This is a genomic window from bacterium (assembly GCA_004322275.1).
Taxonomy (GTDB): domain Bacteria; phylum Desulfobacterota; class Deferrisomatia; order Deferrisomatales; family BM512; genus SCTA01.
In genome coordinates this window covers 1-18731 of record SCTA01000034.1, presented here as the reverse complement: position 1 = coordinate 18731, position 18731 = coordinate 1, and the positions used below count along the sequence as shown (strand labels likewise).

Genomic DNA, 18731 nt, shown 5'->3' with positions numbered 1-18731 from the left:
GTCCCTTTCAAAGGGATTACTCTCCGGCTTTCCTCGCCGGAATCAGTATTCTGTAACAGTTTGGGCACTGCACCACCGTAAGCCCCCGCATTACCTCTATAAAACGCTGTGGGGGGATGCGCATGAAGCACGCAGTGCAGGCCTCGTCCTTCGCCTCCGCGACGGCGACGCCGCCAAGGCGGGAGCGAATCAGTTTGTACTTGGTCACGACCTCGGGGGGAAGTTCGGCAAGTATCGCCTTCTCCGCCTCTTTACCCGCGGCTATCTGGCTCTCGGTGTCCTCGCAGATGGAGTCGAACCTGGCGCGCGCGGCCTCGGCGTCGGCCTCTATCCTCGCCACCTTCTCTTCCCACTTCCTGACCTCTTCCTCCAGAGCCTCCAGCGCCTCCATATCCTTCAGGACAGCCTCTTCGAGGGTGGTGATGGTCTGCTTGGAGGCGTTTGTCTCGGAGATGACGGCCTGATATTCCCTGCTCGTCTTCACCTCTCCCACGCGCCCTTTTATCCTCTGCTGGCGCTCTTTTTCGGAGCGAAGCAGAAGCTCCTTTTTCCTGCGCTCGATGTCGAGGGCGTGGTGCTCCTCTGTTTTTTGTTCGGCGCCGTGGCGGGCCTCCTCAAGGCGCTCCTCGATCCTCTCTTTTTCGGCCAGGGCCTCCCTGCGCCGCGCTTCCATCTTGTCCATCCGATCCGACAGGGTCTGAAGCTCGCCCAAAAGTTCCATTACTTTCACGCTCAAGATACCCTCCATGCGCCTTTCGCTCCTTTGGGGAGCAATCTATTGATTCCTCTAAAAACTGCTGCGAAACCCGTTTTCTGTGTCGCGTGCTCGCTCAGGGGCTCGCCGTAGCGCTGCTACTGCCTCGCCCCCTCGCTGCGCGGCTCCTTGAAACCGGGTCTTCTCGCGACGTTTTTCAATAGCTCCTATTGATTCTTGGCGACTGCGAAGGAGAATGGCTCCCCTTCGCTGAAAACCGAGACCTTTATTTTACTTTTAGATGCTTTCGCGTAGTTTCTGAGCTTCTCGGCCAGAGGCGAAAGCACTACCGTTTCGGTTGATGCGTGGCCCGCGTCAAGAATCGCGAACCCCGCGTCGGCGGCCTCCTGCGCGGCGTGGTAGCCGACGTCGCCGGTGACGAGAATATCCGCCCCGGCGGCCATTGCGGACGGCCAGAGCGAAGCGGCGGAGCCCCCGCACACCGCGACTCTTAATATCTTTTTCTCTTTTTGCCCCGCGAAGCGCACGCCCGGCGCGCCAAGAGCTTTCATCGCCGTGCCGGCGAATTTCTCAAGGCTGACCGCTTTTTCGAGGGTCCCCATCCTGCCGGTACAGCCGTAATCGGAACTTCCCGCGAGGAGATAGAGGTCTATGGCGGGCGCTTCGTAGGGGTGGGCGCGGGCTATTGCCCCCGTAACCCTCCCCGAAAGAGATTTTGGGACAATCCCCTCGATCCTCACCTCGTCCACTCTCTCGGGGGAACCCGGCTCGCCTATGAAGGGGTTCGACCCGGCGAGAGGGGTGAAGGTTCCGACACCCCTTCCGAGAAAAAAGCATCCCCGGTACGCGCCGATGCTCCCCGCCCCGGCCTCGTCCATCGCCTTCCTTACCCGCTCCTCGTAGCCGACGGGCACGGTGACGGCGACCTTCAGAAGGGGCTCTCCCTCTCCCAGCCCACGGACTCCCTGAAGGCCAAGCGCCTCTGCAAGGCAGTCGTTGACTCCGCCTTCGGCGCGGTCGAGGTTGGTGTGGGCGCTGAGTAGGGCTATCTTGTCCTTGATGAGTGCGGAGATTATCTGTCCCTGCGGCGTGCTTTGGTCGATGCTGGCGAGGGGCTTGAAAAGAAGCGGGTGGTGGGTGAGGAGGAGGTCTGCGCGGATTTTCTGCGCCTCAAGAAGGGCGCCTTTGGTGGGAGAAAGTGCGACGAGGGCGGAGCGTATCTGTGCTCCGGGGTCCCCCACCTCAAGACCGCACCGATCCCACGATTCGGCCAGTCCGGGCGGGGCGAGTCTCATTACCTCGCCTGCGATGTCGCGAAGGATCAATCCTTCCAACTCCCTTAACCTAAAGATCTAAAGCGCGTAATGCGCGGTATTTGATGGTGGGCCCACCAGGATTCGAACCTGGGACCGACCGGTTATGAGCCGGCAGCTCTAGCCAGCTGAGCTATGGGCCCTGCAAAAGAGGCGGTATTATGCTCTAACGGGGCACCCCTGTCAACCGTCAGTCTTGGGTTTTCTCACCATCGGTCCGATGTTTCTTCCGCCGAAAAGGTGCATGTGGACGTGCATGACTTCCTGCCCGCCGTCGGGTCCGTTGTTGACGATAAGGCGGTAGCCCGATTCCAGCACTCCGTCGGCTTTCGCCGTCTCGCGGGCGGCCGCGGCCATGCTGGTAAGAATGGCCGCGTCGGCGGCGGTGAAATCCGCGAAGGTGACTATGTGCTTTCTGGGCACGATGAGGATGTGCGTCGGGGCCTGGGGGTTTATGTCCCGGAAGGCCACCGCATTTTCATCCTGCCAGAGCATCTTCGAGGGAATTTCACCGGCGATTATCCTGCAGAATATGCAACTGTTCATCCATAGCCCCCTTTGGCTTTTTGTCAGCCGCGAACCTCTGTCTTGGTAAAAAGGCTCTCGAAGCGAAGTCCCCTCGCCTCGATCGCTTCCCGCGCCCCCTCCTCGCGATCGACGAGGGCCATCAGCCCGGCGACCTTGTACCCTTCCTCCTCGACCTTGTCCACGGCCGAAAGGCCCGAGCCGCCGGTGGTCACCACATCTTCCACCACAACGACCCTGCACCCCTCCGGGAGGTTCTTTTTTCCCTCGACCCACCTTCTGGTGCCGTGGCCCTTGGGCTCCTTGCGCACTATGAAGGCGGGAAGGGGGCGCCCCTCAAGGCCGGAGACGAGGGCGATGGAGGTGGCGATGGGGTCGGCGCCGAGCGTGGGGCCTCCTACGGCGTCAACCTCTCCGAAGCGTCCGAGGAGTTCCAGAAAGAGCCTGCCGACGAGGTAAGCGCCGCGCGGATGAAGGGAGGTCTGCTTGCCGTCCACGTAAAAATCGCTGATTCGTCCCGAGGCCAGAGTAACCTGCCTCTGCTCGTAGGATTTTTCCCGTATCAGGGCGAGGAGCTCGCTCCTCAGCTTTTCCAGATTCTCCAACTTTATAACTCCCTTTAGGATTTGTCTGTTAGAACAACCCTAACTGCACTATGTCGGAACCATCCGGTTTCACGGGATAATTTCCCGTAAAACAGGCGTCGCAGAAATTAAAGGCCCCGTCGTTCACTGCCTTGCGCATCCCGTCGACGCTCAGGTACTCCACCGAATCGGCGGTAAGATACCGGGCTATTTCTTTTAACGTATGGGTGTGCGCGATGAGCTGGTTCTCGGAGGGAGTGTCGATGCCGAAGAAGCAGGGGTGCGCCGTGGGAGGGGAGGTTATGCGCATATGCACCTCTTTCGCTCCGGCTTCGCGTATCATCTTTATTATCTTCCGGCTGGTCGTGCCGCGCACGATGGAGTCGTCCACCACGACGACCCTCTTGCCCTCGATGACCCCCTTCACCGCGTTGAGCTTGAGCTTTACCCCGAAGTGGCGGATGGACTGCTCGGGTTCGATGAAGGTTCTGCCGACGTAATGGTTTCTCATGAGCCCCATCTCGAAGGGAATCTTCGACTCCTCCGAAAAGCCCAGAGCGCCGACGATGCCCGAATCGGGCACCGGCACCACCACGTCGGCCTCGACGGGATGCTCCCTCGCCAGCTCCCTGCCGAAAGACTTTCGCACCGGGTAGACCTGATGGCCGAAGATGGTCGAATCGGGCCTCGCGAAGTAGATGAACTCGAAGATGCACTGGCGCGGCCGCGTCTCGGGGAAGGGGCGGAAGGACTCTATCCCTTTCCTGCTTATCATTATCATCTCGCCCGGCTCTATCTCGCGGATGAACTCGGCCTCGATGAGGTCCAGCGCGCAGGTCTCGGAGGCCACGACGTAAGCGTCGCGAAGCCTTCCGAGGACGAGGGGGCGAAAGCCGAGCGGGTCGCGCACGGCGATGAGGCGGGTTTCGACCAGGGCTACTATGGAGTAAGCGCCGCGCACCCTGGAGAGGGCGTCTATCACGCGCTCGTGGAGCTTTACTTTCCGGGAGCGGGCGTAGAGGTGGGCGACGACCTCGGTATCCATCGTGGACTGGAAGATCGAGCCGGAATCCTCAAGCTCGCGCTTGAGGCAGGCCGCGTTGACCAGGTTGCCGTTATGGGCGAAGGCTATCGGGCCGTGGGCGCACTCTACGAAGAAGGGCTGGGCGTTCTTTATTACGGAGGAGCCGGTGGTGGAGTAACGGACGTGGCCTATGGCGTGGCTTCCGGGGAGTTCGGAGAGGGTGCGCTCGTCGAAGATCTCGGAGACGAGCCCCATCCCTAGATGGACGTGCATCTTAAGCCCGTCGGAGGTTACTATGCCCGCGCTCTCCTGCCCCCTGTGCTGGAGCTGGTGAAGGCCGAGATAGGTGAGATTGGCCGCCTCGGAATGGTTGTAGATTCCAAAGACGCCGCATTCTTCATGGAGTTTGTCGAACATAGAGTCCTCCGGCATTGCAGCCGTCAATTTTTAACTGCGAACCCCATCCCACAAGGTTTTTGAAAAACGTAACGAGAAGCCACGGTTTCAAGGAGCCGCGCAGCGAGGGGTCGAGTCAGCAGCATCGCTACGGCGAGGCCTTGAGCGAGCACGCGACGTAGAAAGCGGGGCTCGCGGTAGTTTTTCAAAAACCTTAACTATTTCTGATGTACTCCGCCGCGTTCCTGTAAAGCTTGAGCCCCTGCCCTTCCTCGGGCAACTCCTCCCTCGTCCAGCGCGGGTGCTGGGTGCGGTGGACGAAGGCCTCGGGGTGGGGCATGAGGCCGAAGAGCCTCCCCGTCGGATCGCAGATTCCCGCTATCGCGTCGAAACTTCCGTTCGGGTTGAAGGGATACTCCCCGGTTGCGTTCCCTTCGGAATCAATATACCTAAGAACGGCGAGGCTGTTGTCCACAATCTTCTTTTTCGCCTCGTCGCCGCCGGGCACGAATTTACCCTCTCCGTGGCGCACCGGGAAGTAGAGAGTATCGATTCCCTTCGTGAAAACGCAGGGACTTTTGGGGTCCGCCTTCATCCTGACCCACCTGTCCTCGAAGCGGCCCGAGTCGTTGTGCATGAGGCTCACTTCCTGCACCAGCTTCCCCCCGGTGAAGGGCAAAAGCCCCAGTTTCACCATGAGCTGAAAGCCGTTGCAGACGCCGAGCACCAGCCCCCCCCGGCTTACGAAGTCGAGGAGTTCGTCCTCGAAGCGCGCCGTACCGGAGTTCTCTTTCACGGCGCCGTACTTGAAACGCACCGCCCCGGCCTTCGCGCTGCCGAGGTCGTCGCCGTCGAGAAAGCCGCCGGGAAGGTGTATGAAGTTATAGTCCCGGAGCCGAACCTCTCCCGCGAAGATGGCGGACATGTGCGCTATGTCGGCTTCCATCCCCGCCAGCCTGCAGGCGTGGGCGGATTCGCGTTCGCAGTTGATTCCGTTCCCGGTAATTACCAGTGCTCTGGGCTTAATCGTCATCGTTAAATCTCCGCCAGGGTCTTTTGCCAGGCTTCCTTGAGGTCGCCGTAGAGTGCGTCGGCCAGTACCTTGCCGCCTGAGCTAAGAACCACCCTTTCGCCTCCCGTCACCTCTCCAGCCCTTTTCGCGGGAAGCCCCGAGAAAAGCTCCTCGAAGCGGGCGATGTTTTCGGGCCTCACGGTGCAGACAAAGCGCCCTGCCGATTCCGAGAAGAGAAGCTGGTCGGCGCGGGTCAGCCCTTCGCTCGCTCCCTTCGCGAGATCGACGTCGATGCCCAGTCCGCCGGAGAAGGCGGTTTCGGCAATCGCCACCCCGAGGCCGCCGTCGGAGGCGTCGTGGCATGAGGCTACGAGTCCTTCCTGGATGGCCTTTTCGAGGGCGCGGTAGAGTTTGAGATTTTCTTCTATGCGGACGACGGGAACGGTGTTGCCGACGAATCCCTTCATGGCGAAGTATTCGGAGCCGCCCATCTCGGGGCGGGTCACGCCGAGGAGATAGACCGCGTCGCCGGGGCGCTTGGCGTCCATCGTCACGCACTTCCTGGCGTCCTTCACCTTCCCTATTACGCTGAAAAGCAGGGTCGGCGGAATGGAAATCTTCGTCCCGCCGATCTGGTAATCGTTCTTCATCGAATCCTTGCCGGAAACCAGCGGAATCCCGTAGGCGACCACCGTCTCGTAAAGCGCCTTGCAGGAGCGGACGAGCTGGGCGAGCTTGTACTCGCCGTCGGGGGTCTTTTCGCTCTGAACCGGGTCGCACCAGCAGAAGTTGTCGAGCCCGGCGAGATGGTCAAGGGTGCCGCCGACCGAGATCGCGTTTCTCACCGCCTCGTCCACGACAAGCGCGGTCATGTGGTATGTGTCGATGTCGGAGTAGCGGGGAGCGATGCCGTTGGCCGTCACCACTCCCTCGAAGGATTCCAGTATCGGGCGGTTTACCGCCGCGTCGGAGGGGCCGTCGTTGGCCGCGCCGACGAAGGGCTTCACCACGGACCCGCCCTGAACCTCGTGGTCGTAGCGGCGGACTATCGACTCCTTGGAGCAGACGTTCAGCCTGGACAAAAGGGCGGTGAGGTCCGCCGTGAGGTCCTCGGGGCACTCGAAGGAGGGCTCCGGGTGGACCGGCTTTACCCACTTCGCCCGAAGCTCCATCGGCGGAAGCCCTTCGTGGAGAAAGTGGAGCGGGATGTACGCGACGGTATTTTGGCCGTAGAGGATGTGGAAGGCCCCTTCGGAGGTGAATTCGCCCATGACGACCGCCTCGACCTTCATCTTTTCGGCCAGAGCCATGAATTCTTCGAGCTTTTCGGGCCGCACGGCGATACTCATGCGCTCCTGCGACTCGGAGACCAGTATCTCCCAGGGGTGGAGACCGGGATACTTGAGGGGAGCACGGTCGAGGTGGAGGCGCGCGCCGTTCGTCTGCTCCGCCATCTCGCCGATGGAGGAGCTGAGCCCACCCGCGCCGTTGTCGGTTATGGAGGAATAGAGCCCCCTGTCGCGGGCGATGAGCAAAAAGTCGTAGAGGCGCTTTTGCGTTATCGGGTCGCCGAGCTGCACGGCGGTGGCGGGGCTTCCCTCGTGAAGTTCCTCCGAGGAGAAGGTCGCGCCGTGGATGCCGTCCTTGCCGATGCGCCCGCCCGCCATGACGATCAGGTCGCCGGGCCGGGTGCGCTTGCCGTGCCCCTCCTCGCCCTGCAAGGTCATCGGTATTATGCCCGCCGTACCGCAAAAGACCAGGGGCTTGCCCAGAAAACGGTCGTCGAAGACCACGGTCCCGTTGATGGTCGGTATTCCGCTCTTGTTTCCGCCGTGCTCCACGCCGGTGACCACTCCCTCGTAGATGCGGCGAGGGTGGAGGAGGCGCGGGGGAAGAGCGCCCTCGTGGAAGGGATCGGCGAAGCAGAAGGTATCGACGTTGAAGACCAGCTGCGCCCCCATGCCGGTGCCCATCGGGTCGCGGTTGACGCCGACGATGCCGGTGAGCGCCCCGCCGTAAGGGTCGAGGGCGGAGGGGGAGTTGTGGGTCTCCACCTTGAAACACAGGGAGTAGTCCGCGTTGAACCTGATTACTCCGGCGTTGTCCTTGAAGACCGAGAGGCAGTAATCGCGCTCGCCGTGGCGCTCGCGCACGGTCTTCGTGGCCCCTACTATATAGGTCTTGAAGATCGAGTCGATAGCCTCGGTCTTCCCGCCCTCTTCGTAAAAAATCTTCGCGTTGAAGATCTTGTGCTTGCAGTGCTCCGACCAGGTCTGGGCGAGGCATTCGAGCTCGGCGTCGGTGGGACGGTCCACGGGAAGGCCGAACTTCGCCCTCTCGCTCCGGACCCCCTCCAGCCTGAAGTAATCGCGGATGGATTTCATCTCGGTGAGGGTTAGCGCAAGAAGGCCGTCGCGGGAGATCTTCATAAGCTCCACGTCGCCCACCTCCAGATTCACCGGCACGACCTTCGGCTGGCTGAGCCCGCGCACCTTAGGCACCTCGGGGCTAAAGCCGCCGTCCCTGTCGTACTCGTTGCGATCCAGTATCCGAAAGCGCTGGATGAGGGGGTTTCCGAGGAGGCCGGAGGCTATCTTCTCGATATCACCGAGAAGGAGGCTTTTGGCCGCGAAAAGGTACTGGACCGAGGTGTAGACCTGCGCGTCGTGGGGGAAGGTTCTCCCCAGGAGCATCTCCACCGCTTCCTTGGCGGTTCTGCCGAGGTTGTCGGTTACGCCGGGAAGGTAGCCTATCTCCAGCGCCCAGTCGAAATCGGGAAAGATTTCGACGCCGAGGCCGGGAAGCGGCGAGGCGGTCTGGATTACCGGGTCGGAAAACGCCTCCCTCGCGACCAGCCCGGTTTCCTCGCCGGTGAGGCCGAGGTCCACCGTGAAGACGTCCAGGGTGCGCGCTCCGTCAACCTTCAGGTGAAGAAATTCCCCTATGTCGCGGACGGCGCTCTTTGCCCTCGCGTCGCGCAGGCCGGGCTTGACCGCGACCTCTATTCTTGCGGGTTTTCTTTCGTCGCTCATCTTGAAAGCCTCACGCCTCGCCGAAGACGCGGCGGAATATGGTATCGACGTGCTTAAGGTGGTAGCCGATGTCGAAGAGTTCGTCTATCTCTCCGGCGGAAAGAACACCCGAAACGCCGGGGTCTTCCTTGAGGAGTTTTTTGTAGTCGGCGCCCTCCAGCCAGACGCGCATGGCGTTTCTCTGGACGAAGGAGTAGGCGTCCTCGCGGGAGACGCCCTTTTCCACGAGAGCGAGAAGCACCCTCTGGCTGTCGGGGAGCCCGCCCGTCCTGTCGATGTTCTTTTGCATGTTCTCGGGGTAGACGAGCAGGTTTTTTATGACGCCGGTGAAGCGCCGGAGCATGTAGTGGAGGAGGATGGTGGCGTCGGGGCCGATGACCCGCTCGACGCTCGAATGGCTTATGTCGCGCTCGTGCCAGAGGGCGACGTTCTCCAGCGCGGCCCCGGCGTAGGAACGCATGAGGCGGGCGCAGCCTGTGAGGTTTTCGGTCGCGATGGGGTTTCGCTTGTGGGGCATCGCCGAGGAGCCCTTCTGCCCCTTGGAGAAAAACTCCTCGGCTTCCAGAACCTCGGTGCGCTGCAGGTGGCGCACCTCGACGGAAAATTTCTCTATGGAGGAAGCGACCACCGCGAGGAGGGAAAAGTACTCGGCGTGATGGTCGCGGGAGACCACCTGGGTGGAGACGTTCGCGTATCGGAGCCCGGCGCGCTCGCAGACGTGCTCCTCGACGAAGGGCTCGATGTTGGCGAAGGTGCCCACCGCGCCGGAGATCTTGCCCACGGCTATTATAGCCCTCGCCCTGCGGAGGCGGTCGAGGTTGCGGCTCATCTCGTCGTACCAGAGAGCCATCTTCATCCCGAAGGTGATCGGCTCGGCGTGGATTCCGTGGCTGCGCCCCATCTGCGGCGTCATCTTGAACTCGAAGGCGCGGGACCTGATCGCCTCGCGGCACTTGTCGGCTTCTATAATAATGAGGTCCGTGGCCTGCACCAGCAGCATAGCGAAAGAGGTGTCCAGAACGTCCGAAGAGGTGAGCCCCATGTGGACGAAGCGCGAATAGGGGCCGACGTACTCCGCCACGTTGGTCAGAAAGGCGATTACGTCGTGCTTCACCGTCGCCTCGATCTCAAGTATGCGGGCGGTGTTGAAATCGGCGCGTTCCTTTATCGTCGCGAGGGCGTCGTCCGGCACCTTCCCCAGCACGTTCCACGCCTCGCAGGCGTAAATCTCAACGTCCAGCCACTTTCTGAAGCGGTTTTCGTCCGTCCAGATGGCGCCCATCTCCGGGTTCGTATATCTTTCAATCATGAATAACTCCCCAGAAAAACCATATCATGCCCAATATCGAAAAACGTCGCGAGAAGCCCCGGTTTCAAGGAGACGCGCAGCGAAAGGGCGAGGCAGTAGCGGCACTACGGCGAGCCCTTGAGCGAGCACGCGACACAGAAAACGGGGCTCGCAGCAGTTTTTCAAACCTTTACCACTCTTCCGGGCCTGTCCTGTCTGGCCACCAGAAGGGTAACGTCCCTCCCCGCCCCCGCCGCGTCCAGCGCCGCCATCGCCGCGTCGTAGGCGAGCGAGGGTTTGTTGTTCACCTCCGAAAGGTGCGCCAGCACCACCGTCGAAAGGTCCTTGTGGATGATCCTCGACAGCAGTTCTCCCGCGCCCGCGTTCGAGAGGTGTCCCACATCCGAGAAGATGCGCCGCTTCAGAAAGGACGGATAGGGCCCGGAGGCCAGCATATCCTCGTCGTGGTTCGCTTCGAGGTAGATTATATCGCACCCGCAGAGGCACTCCGCCACCGCCGAAGGCGCTATCCCGAGATCGGTGGCGAAGCCGAGGCTCTTTTCCCCGTCCCGCACGCAAAACCCCACCGAGGCGTGGGCGTCGTGAGAGGTGGGAAAGGAAGAAAACTCAAGCGCCCCTGCCTCGAAGACCTCTCCCGGCAAAAATTCGTGAATTTTCAGCCCCCGAAGGGCGTTCTGCCCGTAGACCCTCGAAATCTCCCCCGCCACCCCCTCCGGCGCGAAGAGCTTGAGGCCCAGCTTTCTCGCCAGAACCCCCACGCCGCAGGTATGATCGCGGTGCTCGTGGGTGACCACAAGGCCGTCGAGCGAGAGGGGGTCAAGCCCCGCGAGAGCCATCCTCCGGAGAAGCTCGGTGGCCGAAAGCCCGGCGTCGATGAGCACGCCGCGGCCTCCAGACCCCGCGAAAACAGCATTTCCCTTGCTGCCGCTTGCGAGAGCGCAGAAATCCAGCTTCGCTACCTCCCGTAATGGAATGTAAAAAATCGTAGGCGAATCATAATCGACTCCGCCCGCCCATTCAAGGAAGGGAAAGGGGGTAGTGAAAATAGTTTGGAGATGGAGGGATTTCGGAGGAGGAGAGGTGGAGGGCCCTCATTGAGGGCCCTCCGATGAGTCTTACTCAAGGGGCGGGAGGAGAAATGTTGGCAATGCGGCTGAACCCAGCGGCTGTCACGTCTGACGCCGCATCGGTCGGGTCCTGGGCCGCCTGAAGCGGGTCAAAGCCGGACGCTGTGACACCCGTGACGGTAATAGTCGAAGGGGTAGTAAGCTGGTATACGGTAAGATCACTGGTCAAATCGGCAATGAAGGGATTCGCAACAGGATTACCGTTCCAATCTGTGGCAAGCACGTTGCCGCTGCCGTCTGTTTTTACAAACAGGGTGCCGATCTCCCCCCCCCCTGCATCACTGGTTTTGCTGGTCAGCATTGCTCCGCCGTCGGAGGTTGCGATGCCTTTGCCCTCGACCTCGGCTGAATAAGGCATGATAAATTTCTTTTCCCAGGTTACGTTGATGTTGCTGCGCTGCTGGTTTGTTTCCTTGAACTTGATCGCAACCGGGTTGTAGTTACTTACAGGCGTGTAACTGGTTGAGCTGCACCCGAGAATATGATCAAGGTCGGAATTGCTGTAAGTTGCTACCGTACTGCACCATTCGGAGCCGGGGCCGCCGATCCCGCGCTCATACGTTTTTTCCCATGCCGAAGTAAGCCTCATAAACCAGCCGTCGATGTCCGTGTAGGGGGTAGTGTAGTAGCCAGCCAGAATCATCGAGCCATCGGTTGACGACACGCTGATTCCATAGATTCTGATCTGGGATGCAAGATTATCGACGGTTATCATTGATACCGGATCGAGCGTATCTTGTGCGATCCTGAGAACGAAAGAGGTTCCCGCCAGGTAGAGATATGGAGTACCGGCGCCGTTATAAACGCCCACGGTTTTAACGGGAAAGACGGGAAAAGTTCCCTGGTCGGCTACCGAGAGGTTGCTTAGATCCAGTTTCACGACCTCCCCATACTGTGAAACCAGGAAGGCATAATTACCCGCCATCGCGACGTGTTTAAACGCTCCGTAGAATCCGAATTCGGTTTGATCGACCACGTAGCCGGCGATCAGGGGCCCGGCGCCGTCGGGGTCATTGGGATCAATGATCCCGACCCAGTTGGACCCGTACCCGTAGGGAGCGCTCCTCGCCCCCACGAAAAGAATCTTTCCCATGTTCGGACCCGACTGTATCTCGCCCAGAGTAACGCCCTGACCGGAAAAATACTGTTTTGCCCCCATCCCTGCCGGATCGCCATTGGCGTCTAACCCTATAAGGGCCGCGTAGGAGCCGGTGCAATCTACCGCTGTTCCCGCAACAAAGTACTGGGCCTTAAGCGGGTCCGGACTCGGGATATGAATCGTGTCGCTCTTGAACGAATCAGACTGGAAATCGCTCCAGCGGTTGATAAAGTCCGCTGAGTAGGACGGAGCAGCCAGTAAAAGAACAGTTCCGACTCCGAGGCATTGGCGAAAAAATCTTTTTAACCCGCCGATTTGTTTCATAACACTTCCTCCCGTGGAATTCCCTGCGCCGGAATTGGCGCCGGAAAAAATTCTCAGCCTTGCTGCACTGGGGATTCATCATTGAAACAAAAACCGCTCGCCATACTCTCGCCCATTCATCTCTTATCAGCAGGCGGATGGAACAGAGAGATTCCAAAATTTAACCACCTTAAATGGTGATGATGATTTTGGCTTGTGCCCGATTGTACAGGATTTTTTTGTCGCGCTCAATTTGTTGTTTTTCGTAAACGGCGGGAAAACAGGCAAGGGGCCGAGCCAGCGCCCCGGGGGGGGTGTAAGGAAATTCACTTAGTGGTAGGTGTTATCCCCTACAATTTTGGTGTTTAAAACCGATTTTTTTGCGCCCGGGAATGATATAGCTTTTAGTCATGATTACTCAAAGCGCTGAAAATACGGAATATTCCATAGAAACTCCTCGCTTAAGCCTCAGCACAGCCAAATACAAACCGCTTTTACTGTGTTCAGCAGTATTTTTCATTGCCGTGATTTCCTATTTCTACACGCTCTCTTACGGTTTTGTCTGGGATGACATTCCTTTCATAGTAAACAACATATTCCTGCACGACGTCTCCAATTTTTTCACGATATTCGGCTCCAGCGACGCCGTGGGCACCGACCCGTCCTTTGATAATCCTTATTACAGGCCGATAACCACTGCTTCGTTCATGCTGAATTATCTCATCTCCGGCGATAACCCCGCCGGGTATCACCTCGTAAATCTGCTGCTGCACGCTACGGTTTGCGTTTTGCTGTTCCTGACGATTGAAAATTTCCTGAAAAATACCGGGGCTGCCTTTGCTTCAGCGGTCCTTTTCTGCGTTCATCCCGCTAATCTTGAGCCGATCGCATGGATCAGCGCCCGCGCCGATTTAATATGCGGAATATTCCTTCTTTCCAGCTTGCTGCTTTACCTGAAATTTTCCAAAGGTCAAAAGCCGGTACTTTATTATCTTTCCTTAATAAGCTTCGCCATTGCCGTTTTTGCAAAAATAGTGGCTATTTTGCTTCCGGTTCTCATGGTTCTGACTCTGACCCGCTCTTCATCACGCAAAAGCTACATTCTTCCTTACATTGCCATTGCAATAGGCTTTTGGCTTGCCAGAAGCGCCGTAGTAGTAAAAGAATCTTTTTTCGGGTCAACCTGGGATCTCCGTTTTGCCACCGCACCGACGATGGTGGTGAACTACATCATAAACACCGTGTTCCCGTTCAACCTGAAAACATTTTACAACCTTCCGATTAAATATACCTTTAGCGATCCGGCCGTTATTGCATCATGGCTTGTTATCCTGATCATCGCGGCAGCCATGATACTTTCGTTCAATAAACACCGCATAGCCACTTTCGGAATCATATGGTATTTCCTGTTCATGCTTCCCACCTCCGGATTTTATATGCTTTTTGCAGGCACGTTAATAGCCGACAGGTATCTATACATACCTCTGATGGGCTTCTCCTTTTGTATAGGCTACATGCTGCTAAAATTGAACAGCCTTATCAACGGCAGGCTCAGCAGAATACAGATCGCATCCGCCATAACCGCTGTTGCAATCGCATTTAGTTTGTACAATTACGAGAGAAGCGCAATCTGGAAAAACAACATAAGTTTCTGGGGAAAGGCAGTAACTGAAGTAACGCCGGATCAAAAATTCACGATACGCAATTACGGTCTGGCGTTGATGGAGAATAACCGCTACCAGGAGGCATACGATGTTTTTACCTTTTTAAAAGCAAAAGACCCTTTAAATCCATACATGGATTATTTCATTGCGAAGTCTCTTATCGGCATGTCGAATTATGACGAGGCAATGGTCCATTCAAAAAATGCTGTGCATCAATTCCCTGACAATCCCAGATTCATCGCTCTTCTCGGCAAGATATCCATGTTGACGGGGCAATATAAGGATTCCATGGATTTGTGCAGCTTCGCCCTCCGCATGGACCCGTGGCAAAAAGACGCCAGGGAGACGCTCAGCAAACTGAATAACATGCAGACACAATAGCTTTTTCCTCCGCTTGCCGTGAATTCGCCCTTTTGGTCTATCTAAGGGCTTGTCCGTAAATAGGCCTTTCGGAAATCGCGCCGGATTTTGAGAGCGATTTTGTCGCGAAGATTGAGCAAAACCGCAGGCGTAGTTGTTCTACGTCGAGGTTTTGCGATTGATGAGCGGCAAAATCGGGCCAAAAGACGGATGCGAGAACGAAGGTTTTATTTACGGACAAGCCCTGAGGCGCGTTCCCTCCCTTAACGGTACCCTCACCGCCTGCGCCCGTATATAATGCCCCCATGAACACTTTCCCCTTATGCAGGAAGCTGGGTCTCGCGCTGGCGCTTCTGCCGGTCTTTGCGGCTGCTGCCGATCCGGTTTTGCCGCCGCTTGCCCCGGAGTTTCGCGGCTCGATCCGCTCGGTGACTCCGAAAAACGGCGAGAAAGTCATAGCGCTCACCTTTGACCTCTGCGAAGGAGGGAGCGAGCGCTCGGGGTACGATTCAAAAATCGTAGAATATCTCCGGAGAGAGAAAATCCGTGCGACTTTCTTCGCGGGCGGCAAGTGGCTGCGCTCCCACCCGGAGGAAAGCAAAAAGCTCATGGCCGACCCTCTTTTCGAGATCGGAAACCACGGCTGGAGCCACAGGAACCTTCGCACCCTGCACAGCGGGGAGATGGAGAGCGAGGTTACGCGCGCGCAGGAGGAATATGCGCTCCTTCGCGAAGAGCTTTCGCGCTCGGAGGCCACGGACAAGGTTCCAGCCCTGCCCCGCCTCTTTCGCTTCCCCTTCGGCGCGTGCGACGCAAAAGCGCTCGATTTTCTGGCCCGCCGTGGGCTCTACGCGGTGCAGTGGAGCGTGGTGCCGGGAGACCCCTCACCGGCGGCGAGTGCGGAGGCGATAGCGGGAGAGATTGTTTCGCGGGCGAAGCCGGGGGCGATAGTAGTCCTTCACGCCAACGGCAGGGGATTAAACACCGCAGAGGCGCTTCCCCTCTTCGCGCCCGAACTTCTCAGGCGAGGCTACTCTTTCGTCACCGTGAGCGAACTCCTTCAAAAAGGAACTCCAAAAATCGCCGGAGACTGTTATGAACTCAGCCCCGGCGACAACTTCCGCTACGACGCGCCGCCGAAAAAGGACACGCCATGACAGGGACAAAACCCCCTTTCTCGCATGAGGTCAAATACCTCTCGAACTGCACCCTTTTGCCGATGCACAAAAAATCCGCTGAAATTCTCGGCGTCGAATTGGGAGCGATGGACCCGTGGCGCTCTCTTGGCTACAGCGCGAAGAGGCTGGAAGAGTACCTGCTGAGAGAAGACCCCTCCCTTCACCGTTTCGAGGTACATACCGGAAAGGAGCTGGCGGGCGTAATCTGCGTCCGTTATCCGTGGCTGCGGGGGCCGTATCTCGAACTTATCGCTCTCACCGGCTCTCACCGGAACTTCGGCGTCGGGAAAACCCTGCTTGAATGGTTTGAAGCAGGGGCGAAAACCCACGGGCAGAACGCCTGGGTCATCGTCACCCATTTCAACGAGGGCGCGAGGCGCTTTTACGCCCGCCACGGCTATCAGGAAATTGCTTCGCTGAAAGGGCTTGTCACCGAAGGGGTTGACGAGATTCTCCTTCGCAAGAAGATCTCCGGCTGAGAGGAAGAGTTTGCAAAAACTGCACGTAATTCTTGTAAATCCGGAAATACCGCCGAACACCGGCAACATAGCCCGCATGTGCGGCGCGACCGGAAGCGCCCTTCACCTCGTTCACCCTCTCGGGTTTCGCACCGACGAAAAGAGCCTTAGAAGGGCGGGGCTGGATTACTGGAAGGACGTAGAGGTATTCCATCACGAGAGCTTCGACGCCGCGCTCGCCGCATCGGGCGACGGGCCGGTGATCCTCTTCTCGGCGCGGGCGGCGAAGGTTTACACGAAGGCCCCCTACCGTGACGGCGCGAGGCTGGTCTTCGGCTGCGAAACCAAAGGGCTCCCGCCGGAAATACTCTCCCGCTACCCCGAAAACACCTTCCTCATCCCCATCTGGGGAAAAGTCCGCTCCCTCAACCTCTCCACCGCCGCCGGGATAGCGGTCTACGAGGGGTACCGGCAAATGGGGGCGTTTTAGGCCGGTCCGGCGCTTCGTTACCTCGTCTCGACCTTGAGAAATATAACGTCGCCGATTTTTTCCGTGCTGACGTAGATACTTGCCGCCTCAGCGGCCCCCTGAAGCTCCTGATAGCCCTCGACCCGCCATCTGCCGCGCCCGTCCCCGTTCGTTGCCGTTACCGTATTCCTTATTACGCAGCCGCTGCAGTGAAGGGTCTTGCCGCAGCCCTCCGGATGGCGGGCGTAAGCGCACTCAATAACGTCTCCGGCCAGAGAGCCCTTAATCTCCGGCGGTTCTTTTTTGAGAAATTTCAGCGCGCTCCGGTTGGCTCCCAGTATGGAGACGTTGCCATCCACAAGCAGAACGGGCGCTTCCAGCCTGTCCAGAAACCCCTGCAGCGTTTCGCACTCATCCCGTGAGAAATACCCGAAGCACTCCTGGCAAATTCCGTGAGTTATTTCTGCTCCGGAATCTCCTTCTTCAATCGTTTTGCAGCACCAGGCGCATACTTGTTTCATCTTCATGGCTTCATCTCCGGTTAAGTCTTCGGCTAACGATATGACAAGACGCGCGAAGTGAGCAAGGCGGGTTTTACGGACCGCCTCCTCTTCCCTCAATTCTACATTCCTGGCTTGAGAACCGCCACCGCTGGAAGCATAATGCGCGGATGAAAAAACCGGGGTTTCACTATGGGTGGATGATCGTGCTGGCGGGTTGCCTTACCATCTTCGCCTGCATCGGGCTCGCGCGCTTTTCCTACGGGCTTTTGCTGCCGTCGATGGGGAAGGAGCTGCTCCTCGAATACGACAGGATGGGATACGTCGGCACCGGCAATTTCTGCGGCTACCTCCTCGGCGTCGCGATCGCCCCCTTTATCCTCCGAAGGGCGGGCGCCCGTCACACCATCGCCGGGGGGCTCACTCTGGTCGCCCTGACAATGTTCGGCATGGGCGTAGCGACCACCTTTTTCGCCGTCCTCGTCCTTTATTTCCTTACGGGAATCGGCAGCGGAATCGCCAACATACCGGTGATGGTGGTGGTGGGGAGGTGGTTTCACCGATCCTTGCGCGGGAGGGCGACGGGGCTGATGCTGATGGGCAACAGCATGGCTATAATTTTCGCGGGGTATCTGGTGCCCTGGATGAACGTCCTGAAGGGCTCGGGAGGATGGCGGTGGAGCTGGGGCACGCTCGGCGGGGTGATCTTTCTCGTGGCGGTGACTGCGGGGCTGATTATAAGAGACGACCCTTCGCAAAAGGGGCTTTCGCCCGCGGGAGAGCCAAAGGCGCCAGCTGGCGCGCAGATTGCCAAAGCGCCGGAAAAGCGCTCCCTGCTAAGGCCCCTTCTCCACCTGTCGGCGCTCTACTTCACCTTCGGTATTACCCACGTCGTCTACGTGACCTTCCTCGTCACCAGCCTCGTCTCGGAAAGGGGGATGGCTGAGGCCACGGCTGGAAGGTTCTGGGCAGTGGTGGGAATCTTCGGCTTCTTCTCGGGGCCTCTTTTCGGAAGCTTTTCCGACCGCTTCGGCAGGAAGTGGGGACTTGCGACGGTCTTCGCGGTCCAGTCGCTCTCCTTCTACCTCGCCGCTAAAACCACCGGCGAGATACCCCTCTTCGTCTCCGTGGCCCTCTTCGGGCTCTCTGCCTGGTCGATTCCCGCGATCATCTCCTCTGCGGTGGCCGACACCTTCCCGATGGAGAGAGCGGCCTCAGCCTTTTCCTTCGTCACCTTCTGCCTCGCTATGGGGCAGATAATCGGACCGGCAGTCGCCGGGTCGATGGCGAACGCCTCAAAGACCTTCTCGACGGTCTTTCTGCTGGCCTCCATCGGCGCGGCTTTCGCGGTGGTGCTGGCGGCGTTTCTGCGCGAAAACAGGGCTCATTCCTGAAAATCTTCACGCAATAATTAAGCATACTGCCCCAACTCCCCCCGCTTTGAGCGCAGCGAAAGGCGACAATCCAAAACAAGTCAAAACAGTTAATGTAATGTCGGCTTTCGTCCCTCAAGCCGACCTACCCGGCTTCTCGTGAACCTCGCTTTTATCAATTGCCACCGGATGGAAAAATCGTCATCCCCTTCCGGGAGCCGCCATATGCAATGCAAATGGTCCGGTAAAATTACCCACGCCAGGATCGCGAAAGGGTGGTTCTCCTTCAC

Annotated in this window: 16 protein-coding genes, 1 tRNA gene and 1 pseudogene; 5 read left to right on the top strand and 13 right to left on the bottom strand. The window is 58.6% G+C overall.

Annotated features, from left to right (window positions below):
* Positions 1 to 16 precede the first annotated feature (16 nt).
* From EPN96_10015 to EPN96_09965, 11 genes are all read right to left on the bottom strand, one after another.
* Positions 17 to 748, bottom strand: a complete 732-nt coding sequence (locus tag EPN96_10015) for a hypothetical protein (GenBank protein TAL16177.1) — start codon at positions 746 to 748, stop codon at positions 17 to 19.
* Positions 749 to 921: 173 nt separating this feature from the next.
* Positions 922 to 2040, bottom strand: coding sequence for a Nif3-like dinuclear metal center hexameric protein (locus EPN96_10010; protein TAL16176.1), 1119 nt, complete (start codon positions 2038 to 2040; stop codon positions 922 to 924).
* Between the two features lie 54 nt (positions 2041 to 2094).
* Positions 2095 to 2171: transfer RNA gene (locus EPN96_10005), tRNA-Met, on the bottom strand.
* A gap of 40 nt (positions 2172 to 2211) precedes the next feature.
* Positions 2212 to 2574, bottom strand: a complete 363-nt coding sequence (locus EPN96_10000; GenBank protein ID TAL16175.1) for a histidine triad nucleotide-binding protein — start codon at positions 2572 to 2574, stop codon at positions 2212 to 2214.
* 23 nt (positions 2575 to 2597) lie between these two features.
* Entirely contained in the window at positions 2598 to 3149 is a 552-nt protein-coding gene (pyrE, locus tag EPN96_09995) for an orotate phosphoribosyltransferase (GenBank protein TAL16247.1), read from the bottom strand.
* Between the two features lie 37 nt (positions 3150 to 3186).
* Positions 3187 to 4578: an amidophosphoribosyltransferase gene (locus EPN96_09990; GenBank protein ID TAL16174.1), complete on the bottom strand. Its 1392-nt coding sequence runs from the start codon at positions 4576 to 4578 to the stop codon at positions 3187 to 3189.
* A 193-nt stretch (positions 4579 to 4771) separates the two neighbouring features.
* Positions 4772 to 5590: a phosphoribosylformylglycinamidine synthase subunit PurQ gene (locus tag EPN96_09985; GenBank protein TAL16173.1), complete on the bottom strand. Its 819-nt coding sequence runs from the start codon at positions 5588 to 5590 to the stop codon at positions 4772 to 4774.
* Positions 5591 to 5592: 2 nt separating this feature from the next.
* Positions 5593 to 8601, bottom strand: a complete 3009-nt coding sequence (purL, locus tag EPN96_09980) for a phosphoribosylformylglycinamidine synthase subunit PurL (protein TAL16172.1) — start codon at positions 8599 to 8601, stop codon at positions 5593 to 5595.
* Positions 8602 to 8611: 10 nt separating this feature from the next.
* Complete coding sequence (locus EPN96_09975; GenBank protein TAL16171.1) at positions 8612 to 9910, bottom strand: adenylosuccinate lyase; 1299 nt, start codon at positions 9908 to 9910, stop codon at positions 8612 to 8614.
* Positions 9911 to 10071: 161 nt separating this feature from the next.
* Entirely contained in the window at positions 10072 to 10791 is a 720-nt protein-coding gene (locus EPN96_09970; protein ID TAL16170.1) for an MBL fold metallo-hydrolase, read from the bottom strand.
* A gap of 238 nt (positions 10792 to 11029) precedes the next feature.
* Positions 11030 to 12460, bottom strand: a complete 1431-nt coding sequence (locus tag EPN96_09965; protein ID TAL16169.1) for a hypothetical protein — start codon at positions 12458 to 12460, stop codon at positions 11030 to 11032.
* Positions 12461 to 12849: 389 nt separating this feature from the next.
* On the opposite strand from EPN96_09965, the gene EPN96_09960 reads away from it, so the two are divergent.
* The 4 genes from EPN96_09960 (at position 12850) to EPN96_09945 (ending at position 16589) form a co-directional block, all read left to right on the top strand.
* Entirely contained in the window at positions 12850 to 14484 is a 1635-nt protein-coding gene (locus EPN96_09960) for a hypothetical protein (GenBank protein ID TAL16168.1), read from the top strand.
* Between the two features lie 284 nt (positions 14485 to 14768).
* The gene (locus tag EPN96_09955) at positions 14769 to 15620 is read left to right on the top strand and encodes a polysaccharide deacetylase (protein ID TAL16167.1); all 852 of its coding nucleotides are present in this window, start codon (positions 14769 to 14771) and stop codon (positions 15618 to 15620) included.
* Positions 15617 to 16120, top strand: a complete 504-nt coding sequence (locus EPN96_09950) for a GNAT family N-acetyltransferase (GenBank protein TAL16166.1) — start codon at positions 15617 to 15619, stop codon at positions 16118 to 16120. Before EPN96_09955 ends, EPN96_09950 begins: the two co-directional genes overlap by 4 nt.
* Before the next feature lie 10 nt (positions 16121 to 16130).
* Positions 16131 to 16589, top strand: coding sequence for a tRNA (cytidine(34)-2'-O)-methyltransferase (locus EPN96_09945; protein ID TAL16165.1), 459 nt, complete (start codon positions 16131 to 16133; stop codon positions 16587 to 16589).
* Positions 16590 to 16606: 17 nt separating this feature from the next.
* Here EPN96_09945 and EPN96_09940 read toward each other — a convergent pair whose 3' ends face one another.
* Complete coding sequence (locus EPN96_09940) at positions 16607 to 17095, bottom strand: hypothetical protein (GenBank protein TAL16164.1); 489 nt, start codon at positions 17093 to 17095, stop codon at positions 16607 to 16609.
* Positions 17096 to 17238: 143 nt separating this feature from the next.
* Between EPN96_09940 and EPN96_09935 the strand changes: the two genes are divergently transcribed.
* Positions 17239 to 18462, top strand: a complete 1224-nt coding sequence (locus EPN96_09935; protein TAL16163.1) for a YbfB/YjiJ family MFS transporter — start codon at positions 17239 to 17241, stop codon at positions 18460 to 18462.
* Positions 18463 to 18593: 131 nt separating this feature from the next.
* Here EPN96_09935 and EPN96_09930 read toward each other — a convergent pair.
* Positions 18594 to 18731 (bottom strand): annotated as a pseudogene (locus EPN96_09930) (transposase).